The organism is uncultured Capnocytophaga sp. (genome assembly GCF_963525585.1).
Lineage (GTDB): Bacteria > Bacteroidota > Bacteroidia > Flavobacteriales > Flavobacteriaceae > Capnocytophaga.
In genome coordinates this window covers 1-3,002 of sequence record NZ_CAURLX010000086.1, presented here as the reverse complement: position 1 = coordinate 3,002, position 3,002 = coordinate 1, and the positions used below count along the sequence as shown (strand labels likewise).

2 protein-coding genes are annotated in these 3,002 nt (G+C 46.7%); one reads left to right on the top strand and one right to left on the bottom strand.

What is annotated here, in order from left to right; genetic code table 11:
• Positions 1–1,017, top strand: a 1,017-nt coding sequence (aroC, locus tag RYK20_RS10855) for a chorismate synthase (protein ID WP_314895437.1), incomplete at its 5' end; no start/stop codon positions are given.
• On the opposite strand, the gene uvrB is transcribed toward aroC, so the two are convergent.
• Positions 999–3,002: an excinuclease ABC subunit UvrB gene (gene uvrB, locus RYK20_RS10850; protein ID WP_314895436.1), complete on the bottom strand. Its 2,004-nt coding sequence runs from the start codon at positions 3,000–3,002 to the stop codon at positions 999–1,001. The genes aroC and uvrB overlap by 19 nt on opposite strands.

Here is a 3,002-nt window from a genome sequence, read left to right as displayed (position 1 = left end):
GGAGAGGCTATAGGTGGCGTGATTGATGGTTGCCCTGCGGGAATCGCATTGGACTTCGAGGAAATACAAAGGGAACTTGATAGGCGTCGGCCTGGGCAGTCAGCTATCGTAACCCAACGCAAGGAAGCTGATAAGGTACAGTTTCTTTCGGGTATCTTTGAGGGAAAGACCACAGGGGTACCTATTGGGTTCATCATAGCCAATACCCAACAACATTCTCAGGACTATGACCACTTGAGGGAGCTATATCGTCCCTCTCACGCGGATTATGTATATGAGCAGAAATATGGCTTGCGTGACCATCGTGGAGGCGGACGTAGTTCTGCACGGGAAACAGCCGTTCGCGTAGTAGCGGGAGCTATCGCCAAGCAATTCCTAAAAGGAATAAAAATTACAGCCTATGTATCAGCTGTAGGGGAGTTATCATTACCTGAAGAGGATTATGGTCTGCTTGATTTTTCCCAAATAGAAAAAAATCCTGTACGCTGTCCAGATCCTATATTAGCTGAACAAATGGAAGCCTATATCAAAGAGGTACGCAAGGACGGAGATACCGTAGGAGGGATTGTTTCTTGTGTCATACAAGGCGTTCCTGTGGGACTGGGTGAACCTGTTTTCGATCGCCTGCACGCTGAGTTAGGAAAAGCAATACTTTCTATCAATGCTGTAAAAGGATTTGAGTACGGAGGGGGATTCGCCTCTACTAGAAAAAGAGGTAGCCAAAATAATGATATATTCCTACCTGATGGCACGACTCGTACTAACTACTCAGGGGGCATACAAGGGGGGATTTCCAATGGGATGGATATCTATTTCCGTGTAGCCTTCAAGCCGGTAGCAACCCTTATGCAAGAGCAAGAGACGATCAATAGGGCAGGGGAGGTAGTGCAGTTCCAAGGAAAAGGCAGACACGACCCCTGTGTAGTACCTCGTGCGGTACCCATCGTAGAGGCGATGTCTGCCTTGGTGCTTGCCGATTATTTGCTGATACACAATGCCTATAAGGAGCTTTCTTGAAGCTTTTCCTGAAGTTCCTTGAGTAGGTCTCGATAGTGTGCTGCCTGAATGAAGTCCAATTCTTTGGAAGCAGCTTCCATCAGCTTGCGAGTTTGTTGTATTTCTTTCTCGAGTTCTCCTCTGCTCATAGGTTTGGTAGGGGAGTGTTCTTTCTTTTTCGGGGTATTCTCGTAATGAAATTCTGTAATGGGGCTTTTGCTTAGCGCATTTTCAATCTTTTTATGCAGAGGCTGAGGTGTGATGCCGTGGGTAAGGTTATAGTTCATCTGCTTTTCCCTTCGGTAGGCAGTTTCCTCAATGGTTACGCGCATACTATCGGTAATTTTGTCAGCATACATAATCGCACGTCCGTCTATATTACGGGCAGCGCGTCCTACCGTTTGTGTCATAGAACGAGCCGAGCGCAAAAAGCCCTCCTTATCAGCATCCAAGATAGCTACCAAGGATACTTCTGGGAGGTCTAATCCTTCCCTGAGTAGGTTCACTCCTATAAGTACATCAAAAAGCCCTTTTCTAAGGTCTTGCATAATCTCAATACGCTCCAGCGTATCTACGTCACTATGTACATAGCGGCAACGTACCTCCATCTTGGTCAGATACTTAGTCAGCTCCTCTGCCATACGCTTGGTAAGGGTGGTTACCAGTACACGTTGGTCTTCCTCTACACACTTCTGTATTTCTTCCAAGAGGTCATCTATTTGGTTTTTGCTAGGACGTACCTCTATCTTAGGGTCGAGCAAACCAGTAGGGCGAATGACCTGTTCCACATATACGCCTCCGCACTTCTGCAATTCGTAGTCTGCGGGGGTAGCACTCACATAGATCACCTGATTCTGTAGCGCTTCGAACTCTTCAAACTTAAGCGGGCGGTTGTCCATCGCAGCAGGAAGGCGGAAACCATACTCTACCAAGTTTTCTTTTCTACTTCTATCCCCTCCGTACATAGCGCGTACTTGGGGAACGGTAGCGTGGCTCTCATCTATCACCATAAGGAAGTCCTTAGGGAAATAGTCTATTAGGCAGAAAGGGCGACTCCCTGGTGGGCGTCTGTCCAAGTAGCGCGAATAGTTTTCTATCCCAGAGCAGTAGCCGAGCTCACGTATCATCTCTAGGTCAAAATTGGTACGCTCTTCCAAACGCTTTGCTTCCAGAGTTTTCCCTACCGATTGGAAGAACTCTATTTGCTTGACTAAGTCATCTTGAATATCACGGATAGCGGCCTGCAACACATCGGGAGAGGTAACAAACATATTGGCAGGATAGATATTGAGCTTGTCCAAGCGTTCTATGGTCTTATTTGTCTCGCGGTCAAAGGATTCTATCAGTTCGATTTCATTCCCGAAGAAATGTACCCGAATAGGTGTTTCGCTATACCCAGGGAAGACATCGATAACATCCCCCTTTACTCTAAAGTTTCCGTGAAGGAAGTCGGCCGTAGTGCGCGCATAGAGGCTCTGTACGAGTTGGTGCATAAACTTGGTACGGGTGAGCGTTTGCCCTTCCTCTATAGAGATGACATTCTTCTGGAACTCCAAGGGGTTTCCGATACCATACAGGCAGGACACAGAAGCTACCACGAGCACATCGCGACGGCCAGAGAGTAGGGCAGAGGTAGTACTAAGGCGCATTCGCTCAATATCCTCATTGATAGACAAATCTTTCTCTATATACACCCCAGTAACAGGGATATATGCTTCTGGTTGGTAGTAGTCATAATAGGATACGAAGTACTCTACTGCATTATTGGGGAAGAAAGCCTTGAACTCATTATAGAGCTGAGCCGCAAGGGTTTTGTTATGAGCTAAAACCAAAGTAGGCACCTGCACCTGCTCCACTACATTGGCTATGGTAAAAGTCTTCCCAGAGCCGGTAACCCCTAAGAGCGTTTGGTATTTTTCTTGATCATTGATACCATTGACCAAAGAGGCAATAGCAGTAGGCTGGTCGCCCATAGGTTTAAAATCGGATACTAATTGGAATTTCAT

Excerpts from the sequence above, each read along its gene's own strand:
- uvrB (WP_314895436.1), bottom strand. The coding sequence starts at position 3,002 with ATGAAATTCCAATTAGTATCCGATTTTAAACCTATGGGCGACCAGCCT.